24 protein-coding genes and 1 riboswitch are annotated in these 25,953 nt (G+C 36.1%); of the genes, 15 read left to right on the top strand and 9 right to left on the bottom strand.

Annotation, left to right across the window (positions count from 1 at the left end; translation table 11 throughout):
• Positions 1–48: 48 nt before the first annotated feature.
• Complete coding sequence (locus tag ACQKM9_RS07385) at positions 49–279, bottom strand: DNA-binding protein (RefSeq protein ID WP_427733738.1); 231 nt, start codon at positions 277–279, stop codon at positions 49–51.
• Positions 280–386: 107 nt separating this feature from the next.
• On the opposite strand from ACQKM9_RS07385, the gene ACQKM9_RS07380 reads away from it, so the two are divergent.
• From ACQKM9_RS07380 to ACQKM9_RS07365, 4 genes are all read left to right on the top strand, one after another.
• Positions 387–1,271 (top strand): DMT family transporter, encoded by an 885-nt coding sequence (locus tag ACQKM9_RS07380; protein ID WP_427733737.1) that lies wholly within the window; start codon positions 387–389, stop codon positions 1,269–1,271.
• Positions 1,272–1,636: 365 nt separating this feature from the next.
• Positions 1,637–2,332, top strand: coding sequence for a response regulator transcription factor (locus ACQKM9_RS07375; RefSeq protein ID WP_427733736.1), 696 nt, complete (start codon positions 1,637–1,639; stop codon positions 2,330–2,332).
• Positions 2,307–2,480, top strand: a complete 174-nt coding sequence (locus tag ACQKM9_RS07370; RefSeq protein WP_427733735.1) for a hypothetical protein — start codon at positions 2,307–2,309, stop codon at positions 2,478–2,480. Before ACQKM9_RS07375 ends, ACQKM9_RS07370 begins: the two co-directional genes overlap by 26 nt.
• Before the next feature lie 2 nt (positions 2,481–2,482).
• Entirely contained in the window at positions 2,483–4,726 is a 2,244-nt protein-coding gene (locus tag ACQKM9_RS07365) for a histidine kinase dimerization/phospho-acceptor domain-containing protein (RefSeq protein ID WP_427733734.1), read from the top strand.
• Between the two features lie 43 nt (positions 4,727–4,769).
• Here ACQKM9_RS07365 and ACQKM9_RS07360 read toward each other — a convergent pair whose 3' ends face one another.
• The 6 genes from ACQKM9_RS07360 to ACQKM9_RS07335 form a co-directional block, all read right to left on the bottom strand.
• Positions 4,770–6,065, bottom strand: coding sequence for a helix-turn-helix domain-containing protein (locus ACQKM9_RS07360; RefSeq protein ID WP_427733733.1), 1,296 nt, complete (start codon positions 6,063–6,065; stop codon positions 4,770–4,772).
• A 232-nt stretch (positions 6,066–6,297) separates the two neighbouring features.
• On the bottom strand, positions 6,298–6,927 hold the full coding sequence (locus ACQKM9_RS07355) for a response regulator (protein WP_427733732.1): 630 nt from the start codon (positions 6,925–6,927) through the stop codon (positions 6,298–6,300).
• On the bottom strand, positions 6,902–7,960 hold the full coding sequence (locus ACQKM9_RS07350) for a sensor histidine kinase (RefSeq protein WP_427733731.1): 1,059 nt from the start codon (positions 7,958–7,960) through the stop codon (positions 6,902–6,904). Before ACQKM9_RS07350 ends, ACQKM9_RS07355 begins: the two co-directional genes overlap by 26 nt.
• The gene (gene liaF, locus ACQKM9_RS07345) at positions 7,957–8,658 is read right to left on the bottom strand and encodes a cell wall-active antibiotics response protein LiaF (protein ID WP_427733730.1); all 702 of its coding nucleotides are present in this window, start codon (positions 8,656–8,658) and stop codon (positions 7,957–7,959) included. Before liaF ends, ACQKM9_RS07350 begins: the two co-directional genes overlap by 4 nt.
• Positions 8,659–8,768: 110 nt before the next feature.
• Positions 8,769–9,431 (bottom strand): PspA/IM30 family protein, encoded by a 663-nt coding sequence (locus ACQKM9_RS07340; protein WP_427733729.1) that lies wholly within the window; start codon positions 9,429–9,431, stop codon positions 8,769–8,771.
• A 14-nt stretch (positions 9,432–9,445) separates the two neighbouring features.
• Positions 9,446–9,796, bottom strand: a complete 351-nt coding sequence (locus tag ACQKM9_RS07335) for an ABC transporter permease (protein ID WP_427733728.1) — start codon at positions 9,794–9,796, stop codon at positions 9,446–9,448.
• Positions 9,797–9,974: 178 nt separating this feature from the next.
• On the opposite strand from ACQKM9_RS07335, the gene ACQKM9_RS07330 reads away from it, so the two are divergent.
• From ACQKM9_RS07330 to ACQKM9_RS07285, 10 genes are all read left to right on the top strand, one after another.
• The gene (locus ACQKM9_RS07330) at positions 9,975–11,066 is read left to right on the top strand and encodes a metallophosphoesterase (RefSeq protein WP_427733727.1); all 1,092 of its coding nucleotides are present in this window, start codon (positions 9,975–9,977) and stop codon (positions 11,064–11,066) included.
• Between the two features lie 109 nt (positions 11,067–11,175).
• Positions 11,176–12,000, top strand: coding sequence for an undecaprenyl-diphosphate phosphatase (locus tag ACQKM9_RS07325; RefSeq protein WP_427733726.1), 825 nt, complete (start codon positions 11,176–11,178; stop codon positions 11,998–12,000).
• 134 nt (positions 12,001–12,134) lie between these two features.
• Positions 12,135–12,845 (top strand): response regulator transcription factor, encoded by a 711-nt coding sequence (locus ACQKM9_RS07320; protein WP_427733725.1) that lies wholly within the window; start codon positions 12,135–12,137, stop codon positions 12,843–12,845.
• A complete protein-coding gene (locus ACQKM9_RS07315; protein ID WP_427733724.1) occupies positions 12,835–14,193 on the top strand; it encodes an ATP-binding protein in 1,359 nt (452 codons plus the stop codon). Before ACQKM9_RS07320 ends, ACQKM9_RS07315 begins: the two co-directional genes overlap by 11 nt.
• Position 14,194: 1 nt before the next feature.
• Positions 14,195–14,884, top strand: coding sequence for a PepSY domain-containing protein (locus ACQKM9_RS07310; RefSeq protein WP_427733723.1), 690 nt, complete (start codon positions 14,195–14,197; stop codon positions 14,882–14,884).
• 91 nt (positions 14,885–14,975) lie between these two features.
• On the top strand, positions 14,976–16,163 hold the full coding sequence (locus tag ACQKM9_RS07305; protein WP_427733722.1) for a PepSY domain-containing protein: 1,188 nt from the start codon (positions 14,976–14,978) through the stop codon (positions 16,161–16,163).
• 235 nt (positions 16,164–16,398) lie between these two features.
• Positions 16,399–16,577: riboswitch (cobalamin riboswitch) on the top strand.
• 181 nt (positions 16,578–16,758) lie between these two features.
• Positions 16,759–18,984 (top strand): ribonucleoside-diphosphate reductase subunit alpha, encoded by a 2,226-nt coding sequence (locus ACQKM9_RS07300; RefSeq protein ID WP_427733721.1) that lies wholly within the window; start codon positions 16,759–16,761, stop codon positions 18,982–18,984.
• 11 nt (positions 18,985–18,995) lie between these two features.
• Positions 18,996–20,036, top strand: coding sequence for a ribonucleotide-diphosphate reductase subunit beta (locus ACQKM9_RS07295; RefSeq protein WP_427733720.1), 1,041 nt, complete (start codon positions 18,996–18,998; stop codon positions 20,034–20,036).
• Positions 20,037–20,278: 242 nt separating this feature from the next.
• Positions 20,279–20,695: a methyl-accepting chemotaxis protein gene (locus ACQKM9_RS07290; protein WP_427733719.1), complete on the top strand. Its 417-nt coding sequence runs from the start codon at positions 20,279–20,281 to the stop codon at positions 20,693–20,695.
• Positions 20,696–20,800: 105 nt separating this feature from the next.
• Positions 20,801–21,763 carry a 2-hydroxyacid dehydrogenase gene (locus tag ACQKM9_RS07285; RefSeq protein ID WP_427733718.1) on the top strand — a complete coding sequence of 321 codons (963 nt, stop codon included), beginning with the start codon at positions 20,801–20,803 and terminating at the stop codon, positions 21,761–21,763.
• 58 nt (positions 21,764–21,821) lie between these two features.
• Here the strand turns inward: ACQKM9_RS07285 and ACQKM9_RS07280 are convergent, their stop codons facing one another.
• Both ACQKM9_RS07280 and ACQKM9_RS07275 read right to left on the bottom strand, forming a co-directional pair.
• Positions 21,822–23,021, bottom strand: a complete 1,200-nt coding sequence (locus ACQKM9_RS07280) for an MFS transporter (protein WP_427733717.1) — start codon at positions 23,019–23,021, stop codon at positions 21,822–21,824.
• Between the two features lie 462 nt (positions 23,022–23,483).
• Positions 23,484–24,269: a TIGR00266 family protein gene (locus tag ACQKM9_RS07275; RefSeq protein WP_427733716.1), complete on the bottom strand. Its 786-nt coding sequence runs from the start codon at positions 24,267–24,269 to the stop codon at positions 23,484–23,486.
• A 186-nt stretch (positions 24,270–24,455) separates the two neighbouring features.
• Between ACQKM9_RS07275 and ACQKM9_RS07270 the strand changes: the two genes are divergently transcribed.
• A complete protein-coding gene (locus ACQKM9_RS07270; protein WP_427733715.1) occupies positions 24,456–25,934 on the top strand; it encodes an aldehyde dehydrogenase family protein in 1,479 nt (492 codons plus the stop codon).
• The last annotated feature ends 19 nt before the right edge of the window (positions 25,935–25,953 follow it).

The raw sequence follows: 25,953 nt of genomic DNA, 5'->3' as shown, positions 1-25,953 counted from the left end.
TTTTCTCTCTATATAATCCAAATCAAAAAGACAGCTCTTGGCTGTCTTTTAGTCTTCATCTTTAATATCAATATCTTCTGGAATGGGCGTGTTCTTCCAAATTTCAATTTCTTCTTTGATACGTTCAAGTTGTTCATGGTAACGCTCAAATTGGTCACTGCTGATTAAAAATTGTTCGCCATCGTGAACGGCATGAATGCGACCTTCTAGGATGTAACGCATCACTTGTGGCTCTGGCATTGAGATATCTTTCGCTGTATCTGCGACGGTTTTGTACATAGATCAATGCCTCCTTTTGCCTTCATTATAATAGAAGAAACTGTTTGCCTCAACTTTCAGAATTTATGGTATATTTATGAAAAAATACATAAGGAGTGAGGTGTTAAGTGAGTAAATTACCGTATGCCTTTGTATTGCTGGCAGCTGTTTTATGGGGAACAGTTGGTACTACACAGACATTTTTAACAGATGATATTAATCCTCTTACTGTTGCCATGATGCGATCAGCAGTTGGTGGTGGCACTTTACTGTGCATAGCTATTTTAATGAGAAAGATAAAATTCCGCCATTGGGCTTGGAAGTATACATTTTTTGCGGCACTATCGATGGCCCTGTTCCAACCATTATTTTTTTCATCGGTACGTTTGACTGGCGTAGCAATTGGAACGGTCGTAACAATTGGGAGTTCTCCAGTATTTGCAGGTTTAATTGATTGGCTTTATTTCAAAAATAGACCGACACTCACATGGGTAATAGCAACATTACTTGCGATAGTTGGTTGTGTATTATTGTTTGTAAATAAAGGAGAGGCAACTGTAAATCCGGTAGGTATTGCCATGGCTCTATGTGCAGGAGCAGCTTTTGCAATCTATACACATGTAAGCAAAGCATCAATGGAAAAAGTAGAAGCATTGCCAGCAGTAGCGATGACATTTACAATCAGTGCGCTATTATTGTGTCCAATCTCATTAGTGTATGGAATTGAATGGGTCGGACAAAGTGCAAACTGGTTACCATTAGCATTCATGGGCGTGTTCGATACGAGTATCGCGTATTTGTTATTTTTAACTGCCTTGCAAAAAATATCATCATCTTCAGCAGTGACACTATCACTCGGAGAACCATTAACCGCTGCTATACTCGGCGTATTTCTAGTAGGTGAGTACTTAAGCGTAACGGCATGGATTGGTGTTGCCATGCTACTCGGTGGTATTTTAGTTATTACATTTGGCGGTCGTGTTAAAAAAGTTAATAAAATTTTAGCTACTTAGTTAAGGCTAAGTAGTTTTTTTGTGGGGAAAATGAAGTATAGATATGAGTAGCGTGAGCTAGTTTCGGAATTATGTAAGCAAATTAGGACGTGAATATTCTGCTAAATAACAAAGTGCGGAGTTAGCGCAACAAACAACTAAGATAGCACAACAAACAGTCGAGTTGATGCAACAAACAAGTTTTTTTCTAACGACCTCGCCGCTGAACGAGCGCCTTCAGCATTTATTATAAACCTTAAGAATTTCTTCATTTTTGTGATAAGGTGGTCTTAAGATTTGATGTGTATTATTAATGTTATAGAACTACGAAATTAATGAATGAGTAAAATATATATTTAAATTTGTTGAGGGATGAGGTGCGAGAGATGGCAGAATATACGGTACTTGTAACGGATGATGACCAGGATATTCGTGATGGAATTGAGATTTATTTAAAAAATGAGGGCTACAACGTATTAAAGGCAGCAGACGGTCTTGAGGCGTTGGAGATACTTTCTGAAAATGAAGTACATTTAATAATTTTGGATATTATGATGCCTAAGATGGACGGGATTACGGCGACATTTAAAATTCGTGAGGAGCGTAACATTCCTATAATAATGTTGAGTGCGAAGGCGGAGGATTCGGACAAAATACATGGTTTGTCCGTCGGAGCCGATGATTATGTGACTAAGCCTTTTCATCCGATGGAGCTTGTGGCGCGTGTGAAATCACAAATGCGCCGTTATGTGAAACTTGGAACATATAATGAGCAACAATCGAAAATTGCTGTGCAAGGATTAGTACTGGATCAGGAATCCAAAGAAGTAACGCTTGATGGGGATTCAGTGAAACTAACACCAATTGAGTTTAAGATAACTGAACTATTGATGGCGAATGCTGGTCGTGTATTTTCGATTCAGGAAATTTACGAGCGCGTTTGGAACGAGCCTGCATACAATGCAGAAAATATAGTGGCAGTGCATATTCGTAAAATAAGAGAAAAAATAGAGGTGGATCCAAAAAATCCGCGTTTTTTAAAGGTGGTGTGGGGCATTGGCTACAAAATCGAGAAACAATAATGCGTTTTTATGGTCAATCCTTGCATTATTTATAGCAGTCATCAGCTTGAGTTATTGTTTATCTTTTATTTTAGATTTAGTAGATTTAAGCTTTGCAAGGACGACTAGAACATTTGCTCAGCTAACAAGATGGATGGGGGGAGAGTAATAATGAAAAACAATTCTAAAAGGCTTTTTAGTTTGTTTCTGCTAACAATTGTTGTGTTCAGTGTGTATTCATTTGTACAGCAAGGTCAGAAATATATAGGGAAGGATTACTTTGATTCTGAAGATTTTCAATCTAAGTTATATGAGTTTACAAACAATATTGGCCCTCTGCTATTAAATCCTATTGATGCTGATGAGGCAAAAAAAGCAGTTACTGTGACAGAGAATGAGATTGAGGAACACCGCACAAGATATGGTAGTTTAAGCGAGCAAATTGAGAATATTAATAGCCAATACGAAGACCGTATTGCTGAAGCAATCGATTCTAAGTCAACAAAAGTGAAAGCGGCTTTGATTAAAGAACGTGATGCTAAAATAGATGATATTACGAAAAATTTTGAAGATGATGAGCATATTAAAGCTAAAATTATTGACAGTAAGAAAAGAGCCATAGATGATTACGTGGCAGATGTAAGTAGTAAAAAAAGGGATTTATTAAATAACTATCGCTTTTTTGCTTTTAAATTAACTGATGTAGATACACAGAAAACAACTACATTTGGTGATGTAGAAAGTCCGGCTGCATTTAGTATTAAATATGGAAAAGGGAGAGAATTACTTGAGTCGAATAGTATTAATACTGATTATTCAAGTGATTCATATAGTGAGGGGAATTCTTGGTATGGAGGTTCAGATAGTATATCGACAAAGCTAGAGCCAAGTGACATCGACCAAGCACTTATTGATAAAACGTACCAGTACGAAGGGCTAATCACAATTCCAAAGAATGCACTACAATATGCAGAATTTGCTACGGACTATAAAGCATTTAAAGCAAACCAAATTTGGTACTCTATTATTTGGGGGTTAGGGTTAGTAAGTTTAGTAATATTATTTGTCAATTGGAAATCAAGTAAGAAAGCCTTTTTAGAGAATAATAATGCTGCAAACTGGATTCGCCAATGGTCGATTGATGTACGAATTATTAGCCTACTTGTTACGATATGGGCTCTGTTTATCAGCTTATTTGTAGTAGAAAATAGGATTGAATATAGTTATTATCATATTAGCGTGTATCAGTTACTCAGAATTGGCTTTGCTTTAGTAATATTATATTTCATTTTATGGATATTCCTTGCACAATTAGTATCTGTTTTTGAAGATCTAAATAGCGAAGAAAAACGTGTAAAAGCATATCAGAATAGTTTAGCAAGAAAAGCTTTTGAGAAGTTACAGGATTTATTCTTAAATCGTAGCATCGGTTTCCAATCAGTTATGCTACTCGGAATTATGTTCTTGGGTGGATTAGGTCTTGCTGGTTCATTTTTAACAGTGCAATTATTCCTTATATACATCCCGCTGTTTCTATTCATCCTACTACCAGCGACGCTACTATTTTTAACCCGAATGAGCTATTTAAATCGTATTATGAAAGAAACAGAACAAATGGCTGCGGGGCGTTTGAGCAATGAAATTAAAATACAAGGTAAATCAGCACTTGCTACACATGCCAAAAATCTAAATGATTTACGTGATGGCGTTCGCACGTCGATTTCTGAGCAGGCGAAAAGTGAACGTCTAAAAACAGAACTAATCACTAATGTAAGCCATGATTTGCGCACACCATTAACATCGATTATTACGTACACAGATTTATTGAAAAAACCAAATGTTACTGAGGAAGAACGCCATTCATATATTGCGATTTTAGATAAAAAATCACAGCGTTTAAAAACGCTTATCGAAGATTTATTTGAAGTTTCGAAAATGGCTTCAGGCAACATTGAGCTTCAAAAACAACGGGTTGATTTGAATCAGTTGCTACAACAAGCTCTTGCTGAACATGAAGAGGATATAACGAAATCTGCGTTAGATTTCCGTGTGAATACACCAGAGGGGCCATTATTTGCAAATGTTGATGGTCAAAAGTGGTGGAGAGTACTGGATAATTTAATCGTCAACACGTTGAAATATGCACTAGAAGGTACACGCGTCTATGTGACACTTCGTCAACACAATGGTGAAGCTGAATTTGTTATAAAAAATGTAACGAAATATGAGATTGGTGAAAATGTTGAGGAGCTTTATGAACGCTTCAAGCGAGCAGATGCTTCTCGTCATACAGATGGATCAGGCCTTGGCTTAGCCATTGCACAATCAATTGTAGATTTACATGCTGCTCGTATGAAAATTGAAGTAGACGGAGACTTGTTTAAAGTAACAGTAAATGTAGTTTCCGTTTATTAATAAGAAAACCCAGATTGCGATGACGCAATCTGGGTTTTTACTGTTATGTGAGGTCTTCCCACTTATTAATATACTTTAATTGATACATAGCTTCAGTTGACCTTTGGAAGTAGGAAGCGGCTTTTTTATATTCATGCTGCTCATAAAGTAAATCGCCTAAAAGAATAGCGTATTTTTGAACGTTTTTAATGTCATTGATTCGTTGGAAATGGTCGATGGCATTGGCTATTAGCTTTTCGTCAAAGGGAATTAACTGATGTTTCATTTTAAAAATTTTAAAGTGATACAAATAGGTAGTTGTATTGTCGGTTAATTCATTTTCCTTTATAAGGTTTAGCCCTTTTTCGCACCATTTTCGCACATAATCTTCTTGTTTTAATTTAGAGTATTCTTTAATGATTGAATGGATAGTTATGAGAATACTAAGAGTTTCTGTTTTAGCTTTATAGCTTTTCTTGTAAAAAGTAATAGCTTTTTTTGCATGCCCTTGGAGAGCAAAGATAAAGCCCATGTTCTGCGACAGTAAACTTTCAAATTGTTGAAGTTGATGTTGATGACAGAAGAGCGAAGTATCTTCTAAAATTTGCTCTGCACTAGCGTAGTGACCATTTTGAATGTATGTTGCTGCAATTAAAGTTTTACAATCAACTGAGCGTGCGAAGTATCCTAGTGATTCGTAAATAGCACTAGATTTCTTTGCATAATTAAGCGCGTTTAAGTTTTGGTTTAAGGAATAATAATTTAAAGCTAATATATAATAATAATCGGCTCTTTCCCAATCTTCTAATTGGATATTAGGTAATAAATTTATAGATGATTCTAAATAGGAAAGTGCTTTTATATAATTGCTTTTTCTAAAATGATAGATATTAGCATTGACGTTATAGATAAAACTTTGACGTGCATCTAAATTTTCTTCCATGGCATAAAAGGCTGTTAAAAAGTGTTCTATTTCATTTAGAGGTTGTTTAGAGACTAAAAAAAGTCTGAACAAATACAGATTATAATAGTAAAAGTTTTTTGGTTCATCAAACTTGATTTCATAGTTCATATAATGGTTAACTTTATCCTTAGCAGCTTGCTCGTTACGAGTTAGTACAATAGATTTGTAATTTTCGTAAAGATTATCCATAACCTGCTCTTCGTTTTCTTGTGAAAAGTAGTTTAAATCAATTTGTAAACGTTCAATTAAGTCGTTCAATACTTCGGGAGAGGGAGATTTGTTGCCATTTTCAATTTTACTTAAATAAGATGTAGAACAAATATTTTCAGCAAGTACTTTTTGTTTCATGTTTTGTTTTATACGTTCGGATTTAATAATTCGCCCAATATTTCGCATATATATACCTTCCATAAATTATACTATTTTGGATATTACACTAATAAAATAATTTTAGAATCGGTAAAAAGAGTGATTTTGTGTGACGAAAATTATAGTTTGTAGAGACTATACTCATAACTATAGGAAAATTTAGATAATTCTTTAAAAATTGTGGTATTAAAACATCATATTATTACTTATTATCACAAAATAGGGATTTATTAAAATGATTTATTGTTTCCAACATCATTTACTTCACTAAATGATGTTGAAACGCGTATACGACTGCTTGAGTACGATCTTGTACTTCAAGTTTAGCTAATATATTACTAACATGTGTTTTGACCGTTTTCAAGGCAATGAAAAGTTCGTTAGCAATATCTTGATTGGCCTTTCCTTGAGCAATTAAAAGGAGGATTTCTTTCTCTCGTTCAGTTAAATCTTCATGAAGAGGACGATCAGTTTGACGTAACCGCTTCATCATTTTACTCGTTACTTCAGGCTCTAAAACAGGGGTACCATTTGCAGTTTGACGGATAGCATCAGCGATTTGCTTTGCATTAGTTGTTTTGAGCAAGTAGCTAATAGCGCCAGCTTCTAAAGCTGGGTAAACTTTATCGTCATCTAAGAAGCTTGTCACCATCATGATTTTGGCTTGTGGCCACTCTTTAATAATTGCAGCTGTAGCTTCAGCACCTGTCATAATGGGCATTACCATATCCATTAAAATAATATCAGGTCGATGTTTTAACGATAGGTCAAACGCTTCTTGCCCATTAGTAGCTTCAGCAACTACCTCCATATCAGGTTGTGCTTGAAGATAGGCTGATACACCAATCCGTACCATTTCATGGTCATCCGCTAATAATATTCGAATCATCTGGTTCATGCTCCTTCTCTACTGGAATCTTTACTTCTATAACTGTTCCTTGATTTGGAACGGAAACAATTTTACAAGTACCACCAATTTCGATGGCACGTTCTTCAATGTTTTTTAAACCATATGAGCCGGCTTTTTCATCATACTCTTGGAAGCCAACCCCATTGTCTTGTACACGGAAAATAGCAAGATTATCACGTTCCACCAGTAAAATGTCAACTTCAGTTGCTTTTGCATGGCGTAAAGTGTTGGATAAGGTTTCTTGGGCAATCCGAAATAAATGGTCTTCCGCACCTTTTTGCAAAGAAACTTCTTCTAAACGATGATGTATGTTGAAGAAAACTTTTTGCTTTAATTCAAACAATAAATCTTCAAGACCTTGAGCCAGCGATTTGTTATGCAAGGCAGCCGGTCGTAAATGTAATAATAAAGCGCGCATTTCCAGTTGCGCTTGTTGTACAATTGTCTCTGTTTGTTTTAATGGTTTTGTGAAATGTAATGGTAAATCTTCAGGTGCTGTTTCATTGACCGTTGATAATAACATAGAAGCTGCAAATAATTGTTGAGATACGGAGTCATGCAATTCGCGAGCAAGGCGCTGTCTTTCTTGAATGATTCGCTCTTGAATTATTTTATCCTCAGCCTCAGCTCGTTCATTTGTAATTCGTTGGAGACTTTTCCGTTGAGTATTGATTAGGTCTTCAACAGACTCAATAGATTTACGAACATTTTCAGATAAATATTTTGTTGAAACGGGTGTATTTCTATCTGTTTGTATTACGGATTGTAGTACATTTGCTAATTCTTTTTCTTTACTTTGTGTTAATGAAATAGACCAAATAGCAATACTAATGCTGAAAATAGCTAATAATGTTGCAATCCACAAACCAAGTGGTAGTTCTAAATAATATAATTTCCAAAGAGGGGACCAAGAATCTAATTCAGGTAGTCCCCATAAAATGAAGAAAACGAATAAAACAATGGCAACTTCGATAAGGAAAATGGTTAGAAATCTTGGGAAAAGTGATTTCATTTACGAATCACCTCAACATCTCCAAATAAAGTTGATACGGTAATAATCAGCTCAACAGTATGTTCAATTTCTTGATTATAGCCATCCTTCATAGAAATTGTTTTATTCCATAAACGTGGTATTTTGTTGCCGAAAAGCTGAACATCACCAACTAGAGTATTAAAATGAATTCGTACTGGAACTTCATAGGGTACGGCAATTCTCACTTTTCCAAAGCCTTGACGAACTGATATAAGGGAAGTACCCTTCGGTAAAAGTGTTTGTGTTGTATCAATTGTTAAATCACCAACAATCCCTTGTACATGAATATCTTGCCATTCGTAAGCGTTTGTAGGAGTCCTTTGAAAAGAGAATGCTTTATTTTGAATAATAGATTGGGCACCGATTTGATTGTGATCAAATTGCTCTGGTAGTGAAATTGAGATAGGAGCCCCTTTTTTTAGTTGCCATAAAATATATAAAAGTGTTACTACGACAAAAATGCGTAAACTCCACATTGAAAATAATGAAATGATACTGATGACAGCACCCATCCAAAATAACCATTTTCGGCGTTTACTAATACTCATATAAATCATTACTATGCCAAGAAGGGCGAAAATAATGCTGCCATTACCGAAAAACGTCACTTCGATAAAGACTAGCAATAGCGAGATGATAAGTAACATCGTCAGTTTATTTGTTGTAATTTGATTCATATTGTCCTCCTTCTTCGCATAATAATATTTATTTAATAGAAAAACTCAAAGGAGAAGGGCATCTGCCTTTCTCCTTTTTAGTATAACTGGCCTTCCAAAGAAGTCTAGTATTAGCTTAATTTTTCTTCGATAATTGTAATTGATTGAGGCTCATTTTTTTCTAACATTGCTAGACGGTGCTCCATAGATGAAATTTCATGCTCTTGATTAATTTTTTGGCCTAGACGCTCAATATAAGCTTCCATAGATTCGAAAGTTTCCAAACGTTTACCGACTTGCCCGTTTGTTTCTGGATTTAAAACACGATCCATCTGATTATGGGCACGTGTGACATTTTCTTTCCCCATTAATTGGAGCTGACGGACTTTCATATCTTTAATTTTATGTTTCATTTCTTCGTATTTGCGTTCCAAGCCAAATAGTTCTTCAGTTGCTTTGTTAATGCTATCTTTTAATACGATTTGTCGGTTTGCATAAGCAGACATTTCTTGTTCTGCAAAGCCGATTAAATCTTCTTCGCCACTTAGCTTAGCAAGTTCGGCTTGCTTTTGGCGCTTATTGAACATTTCGATTGCTACTGCTAGCTCGTTTTCAAGTTCTTTTTTAAGAGATGCTTGACGTTCTAACCATTTACCAGTTTGCTCTGTTTGCTTTTCCGCTTCACGGATATACTGATTTAGCATAGCGATAGGGTTTTTAGCTTCCTTTTTATCAAATACTGAATGTAAGTCGGCCTCAAGTGTATATTTTAGACGTTGTAGTAAGTTTGCCATTTTAAAATTCCCCCTTATTTTGTTAATTCATCCCATTGGTTTTCGAAATTTGTGAATGGATCATCTGTTTTTGCAGTGATAATTGCCGATTTTTCTTTACCGTCCCATTTACGAATAATATACCAAAGTACAACGATTGCGATTAAACCGATAAAGCTAGGGATATTCGCTACAGCTGTTAGTAAACCCGCGATTGCAACAAGAGCCCAGATGATTTTTGAAAATGTTGATTCACTCTTTAAGTAGAAGTGAATACCTGCATATAGAATGGCTCCTGAAATAACCAATCCTGCCATAGCACCAAGTGAACATAAAATTGTGATAGCGGCGATGATGCCGATGATAAATAATCCGACTTTTTTCATAAGTTAGTGCCTCCCTTCGTTTGTACCTTTATATTACGCTAGGATTGTTTTTGGAAAAACGGCCCTGAAATGCATTTTCAACTAAGACCAGAGACGTAGAATTACTAGGTATGCTTCTAACAAGTCGTCATTTACATGAAATGCTATACTAGCAGGAAAAGGAACAGGGAGGAATTTTATGGGGAAAAGAATTGGATTTGGATTAATCGGGTTTCTACTATATAATGCACTAGTTTTCTATTTAGGATGGAATGTCTATACATGGCTCCATGTTGCTTTTTCTTTTGAGGGACAAGTCGTTTTCGGAGTGATTTGGACTATCGTCGCTTATAGCATCCTGATTGAACGCATTCATCATAAGTTACGTTTATTTAAAGTTATTGGGAGCTATTGGATGATTGTTATTCAGTACGGTTTGTTGTTATTCCCACTAGCGAATTTACTTGTATGGCTCTTACCAGACTCACAAATAAAATGGGTTGGTTATGTTGTTGCCGTATTATTACTCATCATTGTAGCTTTCGGTAGCTATATGGCGTACTCACCAGTTGTAAGAAATCTTACTATTAAAATTCAAAAAGCTAATCCTGTACAAAAGTCATTAAGAATGGTCATAGGCTCAGATTTTCACTTAGGTATTTTATCGAATAAAGCTCATTTAGAACGTTTTGTAAAATTGTCTAATGAAGCAAAACCAGATGTTGTCTTTTTAGTTGGAGATTTAGTTGATGATGATCCCATTTGGTATGTGGAATATGGAATGAGTGAAGTGATGAAGCAAATAAAAAGTACATACGGTGTATATGGCGTTTTAGGCAATCATGAATATTATGGACGTAAAATTCCATTATTTGTTCATGAAATGGCTAAATCTGGCGTAAACATTTTACAAGATGAAACCATTCTAGTTGCAGATTCGTTTTATGTTACAGGAAGAGAAGACAAAACTAATGGGGATAGAGCTTCTCTAGAAACATTAGCAACAACCGTTAATCACAAGCTACCTTGGATTGTTATGGACCATACGCCTACGGATATTGAAACGCCAAGCAAACTTGGTGTAGATGTACATTTATCAGGACATACACATTTAGGACAAATGTGGCCAAATCAATACATTACTCGAAAAACATTCGAACATGATTATGGTTATAAACTAAAGGCAGCAACGCATACAATCGTGTCATCAGGGTTCGGGTTTTGGGGACCACCAATTAGGACGAATAGTCGTTCGGAAATGTGGGTTGTAGACGTAGAGTTTTGTAAGTAATTTTTAATATAATGGTAAAAGTTAAACGGTGTATATTGTGGTATGATAGTTTAGCTAGAAATGGCGTGAGGATTCGGCATTTCAATTATTAAAAGAATAAGGAGATACTATGGACTTTATTGAATTATTAAAGGCTCTTATACTGGGCTTAGTAGAAGGAATGACGGAGTTTGCACCCGTGTCATCTACAGGACATATGATCATTGTAGATGATATGTGGTTAAAAACCGAAGAATTTTTAGGAATGTATTCTGCTAATACATTTAAAATTGTCGTACAGTTAGGCTCTATTTTAGCGGTTGTCGTAGTCATGTGGAAACGATTATTAAGTTTAGTAGGCCTTTATAAAATTAAAGGTCAACCAGCAAATCGTAAATTTAACTTATTACATGTTATTGTAGGAATGCTACCTGCAGTGATTTTAGGATTTGCGTTCAAAGATTATATCGATGACTATTTATTTGGAGTAAAACCGGTTATTTTCAGCTTAGTAGCTGGTGCAATTTTAATGATTGTTGCAGATAAATTTGGGCCTAAAAGACCGACAGTTACTACTTTAGATAAAATTTCATACGGTCAAGCATTAAAGATTGGTTTAGTACAGTGTTTATCATTATGGCCAGGGTTTTCACGCTCAGGTGCGACCATTTCAGGTGGGGTGTTACTAGGTTTAGATCATAAAACGGCAGCGGATTTTACATTTATCATGGCAGTGCCAATTATGGCAGGGGCTAGCTTAGTATCTGTTTTGAAAAATTGGCAGTACATGTCGATGGACTATATTGGATTTTACGCAGTAGGGTTCGTAAGTGCTTTTGTTTTTGCGCTATTATCAATTAAATTCTTCCTAATACTTATCGACAAAATAAAATTAACACCATTTGCTATCTATCGAATTATTTTAGCGATTGTATTAGCGATAATCGTATTTTAATGAAAATTGAGTCTACCTTTTAAAATAAAGGTAGGCTCTTTTTATTTGGGAAATTTGTCTATCATATAGTCCTTCTCATGGAATTTTCATAATGACATGATACTATAGAAATAAAAAAACGGTTGGTGAGAATAATGGCTGAGCGCATTTTAATCATAGAAGATGAGGAAAAAATTGCACGTGTATTACAACTGGAATTAGAATTTGAAGGTTATGAAACGGGAATTGCCCATACAGGAACAGATGGACTTATTTTATACCGTGAACAGCAATGGGATCTCCTACTACTGGATATTATGCTTCCAGGTTTGAATGGGCTGGATGTATTGAAGCGAATTCGTGCAACAGAATTTAATACACCTGTTATTATGCTCACTGCAAAAGGTGATGTTGAAGATAAAGTGGCTGGACTGGATCTTGGCGCTAACGATTACATGACAAAACCTTTTGAAATAGATGAATTACTAGCACGAATTCGAGCGGCACTCCGTTTTAATCCTCAGCAAATGGAAGTCACTGTAGAACAAGATGAGTTTTTCCATGAGTATGCAGACTTGTCTATACATGAACAGACGCGTGAAGTAAAAAGAAATGGGAAATCGATTGATTTAACACCAAGGGAATATGAATTACTACTTTATTTAATCAAGAATCCAAAACAAGTTCTTTCACGTGAGCAAATTTTAGATGCTGTATGGGGGTTTGATTATTACGGGGATACGAATGTCGTAGATGTTTATATTCGTTACATTCGTCAGAAGGTGGATAAAGGCAGTAAACAACCACTTATTCAAACAGTCCGTGGTGTCGGTTATGTATTAAAGGAGCAGGTGGATGAAGCTTAAGACTAAAATTCATGTTTTCTCGTCGCTTGTTATGTTGATTATTCTTGTACTTACGATGGTTGGAATTTACTTCTTATTTGAAAAAATGGCCTATGACACAGAGTACAATCAACTATTATCTGAGTCAACAGAGCTTGTAACGTCTATTAGCCAGACAAGTAAAGTAAATGACCCAGCGACTATATTACGCGCATATATCCCTCCAAGGGGGGCAATAAGAGCCGTTGATAAAAATGGGGAAGCACTCGTTACGGTACAATCTACTGAAGGTATTGAGGATTATCATCCCAATATAGATGAGCATAAACGATATTCAGTGGAAAAATACGAAGGTATACCAGTGTTATCCATGAGTATGCCGGCAATTTGGGTTGACGGTTCTGTTGTACACATTCAAATGCTACAATCCATGAAGGACGTAGCGCGAAATTTAGAGTTGTTACGTCTTGTCTTACTTGGTGTAACAATTCTAGCAACAATTCCTATTGTACTCTCAAGTATGACGCTAGGGCGTATCGTTACTAAACCAATTCATCGGCTAATTGCAACGATGCAGGAAAGCCAAAAGTCAGGAACCTTCGAAAAAATAAATGTAGAAAATGAAGGCCGAGATGAAATGGCTGAAATGAGTCGTACATTTAATGAGATGATGTGCCAGTTGGAGCAAAACTTTCGTAAGCAAGAGCATTTCGTTTCGAATGCATCTCATGAACTAAAGACACCTTTAACTGTAGTTGAGAGTTATGCACGTCTATTGAAGAGACGTGGTTTTGATAATAAAGAAGTTGCAAATGAAGCGGTCCAAGCAATTTTAAGTGAATCCATTCGTATGAATGAAATGATTCAACAAATGCTTGAATTAGCCAAAAATAAAGAACAATCACCATTGTCCATTGCATCAGTTGATATTTATAAAGTATTAGAGGATACATTACATCAAATGCATCAAGCTTATGGCAGAGAATTTAACTTACTAGGTAAAGGTCCAGTTACATCGAAAACGGATGAACAAAAAATTAAACAGCTATTCTTTATTTTCTTAGAAAATGCACGCCATTATAGTGAACGTGAAATTAATGTAAGCATAGCAAAAGAGGGATCGCAATTAGTCGTTCGCATTCAAGATTTTGGTCAAGGCATTGCTCAAGAGAATATTCCACATTTATTTGATCGTTTTTATCGTGTTAGTGAGGATCGTAATCGCAAAACCGGTGGTACGGGTTTAGGACTAGCTATTGCACATGAGCTTGCTGAGCGTTTAGCAATTAATATTACTGTATTAAGTACGCTAGGTGAAGGAACTACAATCGTCTTGCGATTTGAAAATAGTAATGAGGGGGAACGATGATATGCGCATTCGCGAAAAACTATCAATACTATTCATTGTGACACTCATTATTATTGCGACGATTCTTAGTATCATGATTTGGAATAAACTGACGAAAGAAACACCTCTTACAACTGATGAAATTTATAATAATATTGAAACGATGTATGGAGGGGAAATTATCTCCTTCCTTACTATAAACGATCAATATCGAGTGCAGCTTCAAAGAAATAACAAGCTTTATCAACTCGAAGTTGATGCTGAATCAGGCAAAATCTTATTGATGAAGCAGAAAAAAACAGCTGTTAAAGAAAAAATAAACTATCTACCAGAAACTGGAATACGAAAAATTATAAAAGAACAATATGACGGGGATATAAAAAAAATCTCACTCAATACAAATAAGGAAGAACCGGTATATCAAATAGAAGTAGTAAATGGTAAAGAGCATATTAACTTATTAATAGATGCAATTAATGGGGAAGTTTTATCAGAAATTCAAGCAGATGCAGAGCAAGATTCTTCACTTTTATCTAAGGAACAAGTGATTACTATTGCTAAGAAAAAACTGAATGGAACTGTAGATGAAATTTCTTTTTACGATACGAGTGATGGCGGATATTATTTAGTGGAGATTGAAGGTAACGACAAAGATGCAGTCTTCCAAATCCATGCTATTTCCGGCAAAGTGTTATCCATTACGTGGGATTAATAATTTCTCATCAAATTCTAATCTTATTCTCCTTATTCTTTCATTTTCATTGTGTAAAGTATAAGTATCAACAAAGAGGAGGAAGATAATTATGAAAAAAATGATTACGGCATTAGCAATTACGGGATCACTTGCAGTCTCTGGAGTAGTTGCGGCAGCGGGTATTCAAACTAACTCAGGTAAAATTTTATCTTCAAAAGAAATTTCGAAAAAGGCACTTAGCTACGTAAAAGGTACAGTATACAAAGTAGAATTGGACAAAGAAAAAGGTGTTCAAGTATATGAAGTTGATGTAAGAGGCAAAAGTAAAGAATACGAATTAACATTAGATGCTAAAACGGGGAATTTACTTGAAAAGAAAACAGAAACAACAAAAGTATCTAATTCAGTTAATAATAAAAAAGTAATTGGTTTAGCAAAAGCGAAAGAAATAGCATTAAAATCGGTTAAAGGTTCTGTGAAAAAAGCAAAATTAGATCGAGAAGATGGTATTTACGAAATTGAAATCATTAGAGCTGGATATGAATACGATTTTGATATCAATGCGTACACAGGGAAAATTGTGAAAAAAGAAAAAGAGAAGATTTCAAAAAAAGTAGTAACTGGCAAAGTGATTGGCTTAGAGAAAGCGAAACAAATAGCATTAAATAATGTTGGTGGTACTGTACAAAAAGCCAAACTAGATAAAAGTGATGGCGTATACGAAATCGAAATTATTAATGGTGCAACAGAATATGATTTTGAAATCGATGCAAAAACAGGAAATGTTATTAAAAAAGAATCAGAAGTAGCTGACGATGTAATCACAAATACTAAACCGGGTATTCCAAGTACTGGAAATACCGAGAAGCCTTCAAAGCCATCAACAAGTAATAAAGTAATAGGTATTGAAAAAGCAAAAGAAATTGCTTTAAAAAGTGTTAATGGTACAGTGAAAAAAGCTGAATATGACCGTGAAGACGGAGTATATGATTTTGAGATTTTAACTACTGATTATGAATATGATATCGAAGTCGATGCAATAACTGGGAAAGTTATGATTACTGATAAAGAAAGAATTACAAAAACACCAAATCCAGTAACACCTTTCATCAGTGAGCAAAAAGCTTCTCAAATTGCTTTAACAAAAGCAAAAGGTACCATTACTAAAATTGAATTGGATGAAGAAGACGGCGTTTATGAAGTTGAAGTAAAAGATGGTATGTATGAATACGAATTAGAAATTGACGCTAAGACTGGTGCCATTCTTGATTTCGAAAAAGAGTATGAAGACGATTAATTGTTACTAAAATAGATATTATGCTACCCAAAATACAATTTTGGGTAGTTTTTTATTATTTTCTTACTTAAAACAATTCTAACCTCCTGTTTTTTAAAATAAAAATAGACATTATAGGAAATAATAAAACATTTTTCGTAGGTCTTTTGCTTTCATTTACTTTAATTTAGCATTTCCACTTGTCTGACAGGAACACAATATGTTAGATTAGATTAATCAGTAAAACACAATATATAGTATGTGAGCGAAAAAAGGTACCATATACGGTTTAAAAGGGAATTCGGTAGAGAAACCGAAGCTGTCCCCGCAACTGTGAATGCGGACGACTGTCAATTAACCACTGAGCAATGCTTGGGAAGGGTGACAGTTGGATGATGCATGAGCCAGTAGACCTGCCTTTTTGCGCATGATGACACTTTCTTCGGGGGTTGAGAAGTGGAAGCGAGAGACTTTACATTGAACAATTTACTTTTGATTTCAAAAGTATTTTTTTGTTGTGATTTCGCCTGTTTCCAATTTTAAAACCTAGAGCGATGGCTCTGCCGAAGAAGGCAGATTCATCGCTTTTTATATTTGTAAAAAAGGAGACGACGATATGGTCCAATTAATGACATATGAAAGAGCAATATTATTATCTCGATTAGAGGAAGAGTTTGGTAGAGAGGAAATTAGTCAGCTTATTAGAAAGTCTGAACGCTGGGAAAATAAGAATCCAGAAGGCACTGATGCTGAATGGACGAAGGCGATGAGCCTAGAAGCGTTAAGCTTTTTAGATGAAGAAGACACATATTGGACATTCGTTGCAGCTCGCTTATTGTTGGCGGGTGTTTATAAAGAAGCATCTACAGTACGTCAATTAGAAGTAGGACAGGTATACACAGCATTTGCTAAACAAGTTAAGAAGCTTGTCGAAAAAGGTTTATATGACCCAGCTTTAACAAGGTCATATACAAAACAGGAACTTGAAGAGATTGGCTTAATGATTGAACCTAAACGTGATGAAATCTTTACATATATCGGATTGAAAACACTGTTGGATCGTTATGTAACTCGAGACTTTGACAAAACACCAATCGAATTACCTCAAGAGCGTTGGATGATTATAGCGATGACTCTAATGCAGAATGAAAAAACAGATCGTCTTGCAAAAATTAAAGAATCTTACTGGGCAATGAGTAATTTATATATGACGACTGCTACTCCTACATTATCAAATGCAGGTAAAACACATGGTCAATTATCAAGTTGCTTTATCGATACAGTTGATGACAGCTTACAAAGTATTTATGATTCAAATACTGATGTTGCGACACTTTCGAAGTTTGGCGGTGGTATCGGCGTTTATATGGGGAAAGTACGTAGCCGTGGATCATCCATTCGTGGTTTTAAAGGGGCATCAAGCGGTGTTGTTCCTTGGATTAAACAATTAAATAATACAGCAGTATCAGTAGATCAATTAGGTCAACGACAAGGCGCGATTGCTATTTATCTTGATATTTGGCATAAAGATATATTCCCATTCCTTGATTTAAAATTAAATAACGGTGATGAACGTATGCGCGCACATGATATTTTCACAGGCGTTAGCTTACCAGATATTTTCATGGAGGCTGTTGAAGCACGTGAAGATTGGCACTTATTTGACCCGCATGAAATTCGCGAAGTAATGGGCTTTAATCTTGAAGATTACTATGACGAAAAACGTGGACAAGGTTCATTCCGTGAAAAGTACGAAGCTTGCTTAGCGAACCCGATATTAACACGTGAAGCTGTACCAGCAATTGATATCATGAAACGCATTATGCGTAGTCAATTAGAAACTGGCGTACCGTTCATGTTCTATCGTGATGAAGTAAACCGTAAAAACCCGAATAAGCATGAAGGTATGATTTACTCAAGTAATCTATGTACAGAAATTTTCCAAAATATGAGCGCCACTAAATTCGAGTCAATTACATTAGAAGATGATGTCATTGTAACGCGTCGCAAACCTGGAGACTTCGTTGTATGTAACTTATCATCTATCAATCTTGGACGAGCTGTCCCTGCTGAAGCTTTAGAAAGATTGATCCCAATTCAAGTGCGTATGTTAGATAATGTTATCGACTTAAATCGTATTCCTGTTCCACAAGCAGAACGTACAAATGCCCGTTATCGTGGTATCGGTCTTGGTACATTCGGTTGGCATCATTTATTGGCACTGAAGAGTATTACATGGGAATCAGAGGAGTCTGTTGAATTTGCGGATAAGCTTTATGAGCAAATTGCTTATTTAACAATTCAAGCATCAATGGAATTAGCAAAAGAAAAAGGCCAATATCCATTATTTGAAGGTTCGGAATGGCAAACAGGAGAATACTTCTCAAAGCGACAATATAAAGATGAAAAGTGGACTGCATTACAACAAGCAGTTGCTGAAAATGGTATGCGTAACGGTTATGTAATGGCTATTGCGCCGAACTCATCAACATCAATTATTGCAGGAAGTACGGCAAGTATTGATCCGATCTTCCAAAAATCTTATTCTGAAGAGAAAAAGGATTATAAGATCCCGGTAACTGTCCCTGATTTGAACCAAGAAACAACTTGGTATTACAAATCTGCTTACTTTATTGATCAAAATTGGACTTTAAAACAAAACGCAGCACGTGCCCGTCATATCGACCAAGGTATTTCGCTAAATTTATATGTACAAAACACTGTCAAGGCTAAAGAACTATTAGAATTGCACTTAAATGCTTGGAAACTGGGCATTAAAACGACATACTACGTCCGCTCAACATCGGTTGAACTATTAGAATGTGAATCATGTGCAAGCTAGGAGGAACTACGATGACAAAACTAGAAAAACGTCAATTAATGGATAAAACAGCTCCAAACCGTTCAACAGGTATTGTAAACGGGAGCTCTTCAAATATATTAAACTGGGATGATGTTCGTTTTAGCTGGGCGTATCCAAAATATAAAAAGATGTTAGGTAACTTTTGGACTCCTTTCGAAATTAATATGGGGAATGATATTAAAGAGTTCCCAACATTAACAGCGAATGAAAAAGAAGCATTTATGAAAACAATCGGTTTACTTGCAATGTTAGACAGTGTTCAAACAGACTATGCAGGAAAAGTGGCAGATTATTTAACAGATTCTAGCTTAAATGCTTTAATGATTATCCTTGCACAGCAGGAAGTAATTCATAACCATTCTTACTCATATATTCTTTCAAGTTTAGTATCAAAAGATGAGCAAGATAAAGTATTTGATTTCTGGCGTACAGAGCCAGTCCTTGAAAAACGAAATGACTTCGTTATTAAAGGATATAAAACATTTTCTGAAGAACCTAATATCGACCATATGTTAAATTCCATCGTCTATGACGTCATTTTAGAAGGTTTATTCTTCTATTCTGGTTTCGCATTCTTCTACCATTTAGCACGCAATCAAAAAATGGTAGCAACGAGTACAATGATTAACTATATAAACCGCGACGAACAGCTTCATGTTGACCTATTCGTTAAAATCTATAAAGAATTGTTAGAAGAGTATCCTGAATACGATACGCCAGAGCGAGCTAAGCAAGTTGAAGATATTTTCCGTGAAGCAGCTGCACTTGAAATCGAATGGGCACATGAAGTCATTGGAGATAAAATTGATGGCTTAGATGTAGATGATGTAGAAGATTATATTTACTTCTATACGAATGTACGCTGTTCACAGTTAGGCTATGAAAGACCTTTTGACGGCTACCGCAAAAATCCTATGAAATGGATCAAAGCCTATGAAGATGTTGATTTAGGGAAAACTGACTTCTTCGAACAACGTTCACGTCAATATGTGAAGGTAAATGTTCAAGATAATGGTTTTGATGAACTATAAAAAATGAAATAATAATATGAAGATGGGCGCTGAAGGGAGCGCTCATTTTTTTTTGTGGTGCGAATAATATTTAGACCTATTTGTGATTGTGCCAGAATAAAAACACTTAATATTTATTGGAATAATCGATATAAAGGTGCGTTATTGGAGCTTTGAACAACAAATCGTTCTTGAAGAATACGATTAATTTTCAAATCAATTGTTGGAAAGACAACAAGAAAAAACGCGTATACATGTAAAAAATGTTATCGCGGGGGTTCGAATCCGTCTTCCTTCTCCATTTTGAAGTTGCTAGAGCTGGGGAACATAGTAAAGGATTTGCTGTAGTGGCTGATGAAGTACGTAAACTTGCAGATCAAACGAAGAAATCTGTCGAACAAATTGCAAGTCTAATCAGTGTATCCAGTGGTGTAACCAGTCAAGTAGTAACAGCTATTCAAGATATACAAATCCTTGTAAATAATGGTGCTGAAGCAAATAACAAATCTATGCAGGAATTTGAGAACATAGGTAAGGTTGTAAATGTAACCATTCAAGATTTCCAAGAGATAGAGCAACGAATGGATATATTATCGAATGTTGTAACAACTATTAGTGAAACTTCAGAACAATTAAAACAAGCTGCTACAGAATTAGAAACAACTGTGAGAAATTTTTAATAGACATGTTAAATTTATCTATTAAGACAGTCTTTATGCATTTTAATCAGAATAATTTGATAATATGATAAACTTTCACTATGTTCTTTAAAGGAGGAAGTTTAGATGAAACCGTTAGTTTGGATTACCAGGAAATTATCAGAGGAGTGCATAGCACCACTCCGAGAAATAGCTAAAGTGAAGATGTGGTCATCAGAGGAACGACCGATGCCTGCTGAAGAATTAAAACAAGCAGCTAGTGAAGCAGATGCAATGTGGGTCATGATTTCTGATCAAATAACTCGTGAAGTTATAGAACAGGCACCAAAGTTAAAAATAATCGCTAACCTAGCAGTTGGCTATAATAATATTGATATTAAAGCTGCAAAGGAAAAAGGGATTATTGTAACGAATACACCAGATGTCTTAACAGGAACTACAGCGGATTTAGCATTTGCTCTAATGCTAGCAACAGCTCGTAGAATCCCAGAAGCAGAGCGTGAAGTACGAGAGGGTAAATGGACAGGCTGGTCTGTTAACCAATTAACAGGGATGGACATTCATGGTGCAACTTTAGGTGTAGTAGGAATGGGACGTATCGGAGAAGCGGTAGCAAGACGAGGAATGGGTTTTGATATGAGAGTTCTATATCACAATCGTACAAGAAAGCCTGAGGCTGAAGAAAAGTATGGTTTTGAGTATGCAGAGTTAGATCTATTACTGAAAGAATCTGATTTTGTTGTGCTATTAACGCCGTTAACATCTGAAACAAAAGGGTTAATCGGTAAACGTGAAATTACATTGATGAAAAACAGCGCAATTCTTATCAATGTTGCACGCGGTGGAGTTATAGATGAGCAAGCTTTATATGAGGCGTTATTAAATAAAGAAATTTGGGCAGCAGGACTTGATGTTTTTGAAACAGAGCCAGTCTCAACTATTCATCCTTTATTAACATTGCCAAATGTTGTAGCACTTCCTCATATAGGTAGTGCTTCAATTCGTACTAGAAATAATATGATGGCAAAAAATGCAGAGTCAATTACAGCCTGTTTACAGGGAAGAGAAGTAAAGAGCCAAGTGAAATAAAACAAAAATGTGCCGGAAGGATCTTGGAGTCCACGGCACATTTTTGTTTGTAAAATATCTAAATAGACTTGGTAAGCTTTCTTTGCATCAGTACTAAGAAGAATAAAATCGGTAAAATAAACACCACAGTAGATGCGATACCACTAGCGATTGTTGTATAAAGTGCTAATAGTCCAATAATAGGCCCCCCAGCAATTTGCCCAATAGCATCGAGTTGTCCGAACATAGACAAAGCAGTTGCACGACCCTGTGCTTCTAATCTTTCATTCGTCATTACGCTGATTAAAGGATAGTTAATATCACGTAGCGCTCCTGCTATCCAGAAAGTTAGAAGAGCCAGCAAAAAGTTTGAACTAAAGGCAAATGCAAGCATTGCAATAATTAATAAACCATTGGCAGTCAAAAGAATTACAGGATAATTTTTATTAAAACGACCCTCTACAAATTTTAAAACAACAATGTTTAATAAAAATGCTACTGCATAAAAAGCTCCAAACCAGTAGATAGATTCATCCTCAGGTAGATGAAAGCCTTCAATAAAATGAGCACCCCATAGTCGATCGAATCCTTCACTCGCCAACCCCAAAAGTATAGTTATAATCGCGATACTCACGAGCATTGTATTTCCTTTAATTTGACGCGCACCATGTCGAATTGTTGTTATTAGATGATGTATGGCGGAAATATCTTTTTTTCGTGAGATTTTGATGAACTTTGTCTCCGGCATTGTGTATAATGCACCAAAAGCTAGTAGTACTAATAAAATTCCAGCAATAATTATTGTTACTTGCACTGAAAATAAAGTAGCAATACATACGCTAAGTAAAATACCGAAAAATCGACCTAAAGATCTAAATTGAGCACTCTTAATAAATACTGAATCTAAATTTCTACCTTCTAATTCATCAGCAATCCAAGCCTCTTCAGCACCGCTAATAAATGTCCAGCCTAATCCCCACAAACCTGACGCGATGGCAATTGACCAAAATGCTGGAAATATTCCTTCCAATAAGTGTGCTATGCCAATTATAAAAGTCCCGATGAAAAGAGAACGTTTTCGTCCAAAATGATCGGCAACTAAGCCAGTAGGCATTTCACAAAAAAATACAGCTACCTCCATAATCGTTCCAATAAGTACTAGTTGTAATGGATTTAATCCTGCATTTATAACGTAATAAATTGCGTTCAGTGTGAATACCATTTGTATAAGCAATGAGCGTGAACTAGTGATTGCATAATAAATATTTTGTGTTTTCAATTTTTTTCCTCCGTATTAGTAAATTAACGGAGGCCAAACTCTCGTTATTAAGACAGCATGCCCTCCGAGTTGTCTTTGAAAGTTATTAAAGTGCTTTTCATATTCGTCCACTCCTTTTTTGTAATTATTGTAAGTTTATCATAAGGGAAAGAGGGAAAGAAGAATTTTTAAATAGAGTAATAGAAGTGAAGAATGACTAATAGATTATTAGGTACAGTATTTATGGAGAGATGTAATAAGGTAAAGAACACTGCGTTAAAGAAAAAACCTACTCTTATCAAAGAGTAGGTTGAGTTATAAGAATTGGATACGAGTAATAAAGATGGACGAGTGCTTAAAGTAAAATGTCGACTCTAGCTGCTGTCCTCCAACGTGTTTCGTAGCTGAACGGGCGCCTTGGTCCAACAGGGTGTTGGTCATGCAACCGCTGTGATAGGATGTTGAGCAATTAGGTTGCCGTCCTTATTTGTTGAAAATATCAAATATGCCGCCGATGCCGCCTTCGCCTACAGATTTGTTACCTGGTACTTGAGGCGCAGCTGCGAATACACGGCTAGCTAAACGACTAAATGGAAGAGATTGGATCCATACTGTTCCAGGTCCTCGTAGAGTAGCGAAGAATAGGCCTTCGCCACCAAATAGTGCAGTTTTTACACCTTTGACCATTTCAATATCGTAATCAACTTCTGCTGTCATAGCTACAAGACAACCTGTATCTACACGTAAAGTCTCACCGACTTGTAGGTTCTTTTGAATGATTGTACCGCCTGCGTGAACGAACGCCATGCCATCACCTTCTAGTTTTTGCATGATGAAACCTTCACCGCCGAAAAATCCTGTTCCTAATTTACGTTGGAATTCGATGCCGATCGAAACCCCCTTAGCAGCTGCTAAGAATGCGTCTTTTTGGCAAATGATTTTTCCGTTATATCGACTTAGATCCATAGGAATGATTTTCCCAGGATAGGGAGAAGCAAAGGAAACATGTTTTTTTCCATAACCTTCATTTGTGAATGTTGTGATGAATAAATTTTCACCTGTTACAAGTCGTTTACCAGCGCCCATTAGTTTACCCATGAAACCGCCACCGCTTGAGGTATCACCAAAAACAGTTTCCATGCGAATGCCGTCTTCCATCATCATTAATGCACCAGCTTCAGCAATGACTGTTTCTTGTGGATCTAATTCAACCTCTACAAACTGCATGTCGTCGCCGTATAATTTGTAATCAATTTCATGATTATTCATCTTTTTCTTCCTCCCAATTGTTTAAGTCTAGTATTTAATATTAATACGATTAGAGGTTTTAAAAGGTTTCGTCAATTTTCAAGAAAAAATAAATTGACTGCAATTTTAATGAAAATGAAGGATATTTAGGCATTTTGTAGAAAATATATAAAGAGAAAGCGTTTTCATTTAAAAGGAGGGATAGCAGTGAAGTTACAAAATTTTATCGGAGGGCAATGGGGAACCTCTGAAGATTTGAAATTCGTACCCGTTATTAATCCTGCAAATGGTGAGGAATTAGCTCAAGTACCTATGTCTTCAACAGGAGCTGTGGAGCAGGCAGTAGCTGTTGCAAAAAAGGCGCAAAAAAGTTGGGCACTTGTACCAGCACCAAAACGCGCAGATTATTTGTATGCAATTGGTTTAAGAATGAAAGAAAAGAAAGAACATTTAGCTCAGGTACTTACGAAAGAGATGGGAAAAGTTATTGAAGAAGGTCGAGGCGAAGTACAAGAGGGCATTGATATGGCATTTTATATGGCTGGAGAAGGGCGACGTTTGTTTGGGGAAACAACTCCGTCAGAGTTAGCCAATAAATTTGCTATGAGTGTTCGTGCTCCAATTGGCGTCGTTGGCTTAATAACACCTTGGAATTTCCCTGTAGCAATCGCAACTTGGAAATCATTCCCTGCAATTGTGGCAGGGAATACATTTATTTGGAAACCTGCTACAGAAACGCCAATGATGGCTTATGAAATGGCGAAAATCTTTGAAGAAGTAGGATTACCAGATGGCGTTGCTAATGTTGTTTTTGGATCAGGTTCAGAAGTAGGAACAGCATTAATCGAGCATCCAGATGTCAAAGTCATTTCGTTCACAGGTTCAACTGCTACAGGTAGCAAGGTGGCAGAGTTGGGCGGCCGTCATTTAAAGAAAGTTTCTTTAGAAATGGGTGGCAAAAATGCAGTAATAGTCATGGATGATGCTGATTTAGAACTAGCTATTGAAGGGATTTTGTGGAGTGCTTTTGGTACAGCGGGTCAACGTTGTACGGCATGTAGTCGAGTGATTGTGCATAAAGATGTAAAAGCAGAGCTGGAAGAACGCCTCCTAACAGCTATGCAACTATTAACAATTGGTGATGGTTTAGATGAGTCGGTAAAAATTGGTCCGGTTATTAATAAAACTGCATTACACAAGATTAATAGCTATGTAGAATTAGGTCGTCAGGAAGGTGCGAAGTTACTTGCAGGGGGCAATATATTAACTGGAACGCCTTTTGATCAAGGTTTTTATTACGCACCAACTTTATTTACTGATGTGAAATGGGATGCTCGTATTGCACAAGAAGAGATTTTCGGCCCCGTTGTCTCATTGATAGAAGTAGAAAGTTTAGAAGAAGCTATTGAAGTCAATAACAGTGTGCAATTTGGACTTTCAAGTTCCATCTTTACACAAGATATTAATCGAGCATTCCAAGCGCAGCGTGATTTAGATACGGGTATTGTATACGTCAATGCTGGTACAACTGGGGCAGAAATTCATCTACCGTTTGGTGGCACAAAAGGAACAGGGAATGGTCATCGTGATTCTGGTGTAGCAGCACTGGATGTCTATACGGAATGGAAGAGTATCTACATCGATTACAGTGGCAAGTTGCAACGGGCACAAATTGATACGGAATAATAACAAAGAAAGGGGACAT

The organism is Viridibacillus sp. NPDC093762 (assembly GCF_050279675.1).
In the GTDB taxonomy this organism is placed as follows: Bacteria; Bacillota; Bacilli; order Bacillales_A; family Planococcaceae; genus Viridibacillus.
Note: the sequence above shows the minus strand (reverse complement) of the source record. Positions and strands in the feature narration are given on the sequence as shown.

Excerpts from the sequence above, each read along its gene's own strand:
- ACQKM9_RS07385 (WP_427733738.1), bottom strand. The coding sequence starts at position 279 with ATGTACAAAACCGTCGCAGATACAGCGAAAGATATCTCAATGCCAGAG.
- ACQKM9_RS07375 (WP_427733736.1), top strand. The coding sequence starts at position 1,637 with ATGGCAGAATATACGGTACTTGTAACGGATGATGACCAGGATATTCGT.
- ACQKM9_RS07365 (WP_427733734.1), top strand. The coding sequence starts at position 2,483 with ATGAAAAACAATTCTAAAAGGCTTTTTAGTTTGTTTCTGCTAACAATT.
- ACQKM9_RS07360 (WP_427733733.1), bottom strand. The coding sequence starts at position 6,065 with ATGCGAAATATTGGGCGAATTATTAAATCCGAACGTATAAAACAAAAC.
- ACQKM9_RS07355 (WP_427733732.1), bottom strand. The coding sequence starts at position 6,927 with ATGATTCGAATATTATTAGCGGATGACCATGAAATGGTACGGATTGGT.
- ACQKM9_RS07350 (WP_427733731.1), bottom strand. The coding sequence starts at position 7,960 with ATGAAATCACTTTTCCCAAGATTTCTAACCATTTTCCTTATCGAAGTT.
- liaF (WP_427733730.1), bottom strand. The coding sequence starts at position 8,658 with ATGAATCAAATTACAACAAATAAACTGACGATGTTACTTATCATCTCG.
- ACQKM9_RS07340 (WP_427733729.1), bottom strand. The coding sequence starts at position 9,431 with ATGGCAAACTTACTACAACGTCTAAAATATACACTTGAGGCCGACTTA.
- ACQKM9_RS07335 (WP_427733728.1), bottom strand. The coding sequence starts at position 9,796 with ATGAAAAAAGTCGGATTATTTATCATCGGCATCATCGCCGCTATCACA.
- ACQKM9_RS07330 (WP_427733727.1), top strand. The coding sequence starts at position 9,975 with ATGGGGAAAAGAATTGGATTTGGATTAATCGGGTTTCTACTATATAAT.
- ACQKM9_RS07325 (WP_427733726.1), top strand. The coding sequence starts at position 11,176 with ATGGACTTTATTGAATTATTAAAGGCTCTTATACTGGGCTTAGTAGAA.
- ACQKM9_RS07320 (WP_427733725.1), top strand. The coding sequence starts at position 12,135 with ATGGCTGAGCGCATTTTAATCATAGAAGATGAGGAAAAAATTGCACGT.
- ACQKM9_RS07315 (WP_427733724.1), top strand. The coding sequence starts at position 12,835 with ATGAAGCTTAAGACTAAAATTCATGTTTTCTCGTCGCTTGTTATGTTG.
- ACQKM9_RS07310 (WP_427733723.1), top strand. The coding sequence starts at position 14,195 with ATGCGCATTCGCGAAAAACTATCAATACTATTCATTGTGACACTCATT.
- ACQKM9_RS07305 (WP_427733722.1), top strand. The coding sequence starts at position 14,976 with ATGAAAAAAATGATTACGGCATTAGCAATTACGGGATCACTTGCAGTC.
- ACQKM9_RS07300 (WP_427733721.1), top strand. The coding sequence starts at position 16,759 with ATGGTCCAATTAATGACATATGAAAGAGCAATATTATTATCTCGATTA.
- ACQKM9_RS07295 (WP_427733720.1), top strand. The coding sequence starts at position 18,996 with ATGACAAAACTAGAAAAACGTCAATTAATGGATAAAACAGCTCCAAAC.
- ACQKM9_RS07290 (WP_427733719.1), top strand. The coding sequence starts at position 20,279 with ATGTTATCGCGGGGGTTCGAATCCGTCTTCCTTCTCCATTTTGAAGTT.
- ACQKM9_RS07285 (WP_427733718.1), top strand. The coding sequence starts at position 20,801 with ATGAAACCGTTAGTTTGGATTACCAGGAAATTATCAGAGGAGTGCATA.
- ACQKM9_RS07275 (WP_427733716.1), bottom strand. The coding sequence starts at position 24,269 with ATGAATAATCATGAAATTGATTACAAATTATACGGCGACGACATGCAG.